General features: G+C 58.4%; 1 protein-coding gene. It reads left to right on the top strand.

Features of this window, described 5'->3' with window-relative positions; translation table 11 throughout:
- The coding region (locus AAIH70_RS30940) for an ATPase domain-containing protein (protein ID WP_430038177.1) at positions 1–1371 on the top strand (1371 nt) is incomplete at its 5' end.
- Positions 1372–1432 lie beyond the last annotated feature (61 nt).

Genomic DNA, 1432 nt, shown 5'->3' with positions numbered 1-1432 from the left:
CTTCCTGCATCAAATCTTTACATGCTTCAGGGGGCGCCGGGATCGGGCAAGACCACTGCCGCGTTGCAGTTTTTGCGCGCAGGTGTCGAGGCTGGGGAGAGCTGCATCTATGTGACGCTTTCTCAAACGGCTGCAGAGCTCGAGGCCATCGCAGTGTCGCACGGCTGGACGCTTGATGGTATCCGGGTCGAAGAGCTGTCAACCTCAGGCACGGTGAACGAGGCCGACGACCAGAGTATATTCCTGACCGCGGATCTGCGCCTGGACGAGACAAGAAAAGCGATCGAAGCGGCGATCGAGGAGCACAAGCCTCGTCGCCTTGTCTATGATTCACTCCTCGAAATCCGGCTGATTACAGGTGATAGTCCACGCTTTCGCCGAGAACTGATCGGCTTCAAATCTTTCCTTGCGAAGCGGAACGTCGTCGCGCTGTTGCTCGATACCCAGACCCCCGGCTATGACCGTAGCGGCGAGGAAGTCGAGGGGCTCGCCCACGGCGTTATCCGCTTTGACAAGTCGCTTGAGGAATATGGTGGCGTGCGTCGCCGAATAGAAGTCTCCAAGATGCGCGGCGTGCCGATCGCTGATGGTTATCACGATATGGCGATCCGCGAGGGGCAGGGGGTCGTCGTTTTTCCGCGTATCATGTCCGGCGCCGCCGTAGAAACGGCCAAGCCGCAGTTGATCAAGTCCGGTGTCGCCGAGCTCGACGAGATGTTCGGCGGTGGCCAGGAGGCCGGGACCACGACGCTGGTCATTGGACAGTCAGGTACTGGTAAATCGACCATGTCGTCCCTCTATGCCACTGCGGCTCTCGAACGGGGTGAGAGCGTGGCGCTCTTCCTGTTCGAGGAGCGGTTGGAAACCTTCTTCCGTCGTTCTGAAGGCTTGGGGATGGAACTCAGGCAATTCCACAAGGATGGCAAACTCGTCCTGCGGGACTTCAATCCCAACGAAATCTCCCCTGGCGAGTTCGGCCAGATTGTTCAGGACGCCGTCACGCAAAACAAGTCACGGGTCGTGGTCATCGACAGTCTGACAGGCTACCTGAACTCCTTGCCGCACCGCGAAAAGGCGGTTCGCGACATCCAGTCGCTGCTTAAGTACCTCGCCCGCTCGGGTGTCCTGACGATGCTGATTGTTGCTCAGCATGGATTGATCGGCCAAAATGTCGGCATCGATGTGGATGTGAGTTTCCTTGGTGATACCGTACTCCTGCTGCGCATCATGGAGCACGAAGGGCGCCTTCGCCGAAACATCACCGTGGTCAAGAAGCGTCACGGTCCCCACGATCTCAATATCCGTGAGCTGATCATAGAAAGCGGAGGCGTCAGCGTCGTCGCTTACAATCCTCTCCCGGACCCGAAATGAATGACGTCCCGGTCGATAGCGAGCTGGACTGGGTGCTCGTCCTTGCTCCGTTTCGCAAGGA

The organism is Neorhizobium sp. BT27B (assembly GCF_050455485.1).
GTDB lineage: Bacteria > Pseudomonadota > Alphaproteobacteria > Rhizobiales > Rhizobiaceae > Neorhizobium.
This window is presented reverse-complemented; position numbering and strand designations above follow the sequence as displayed.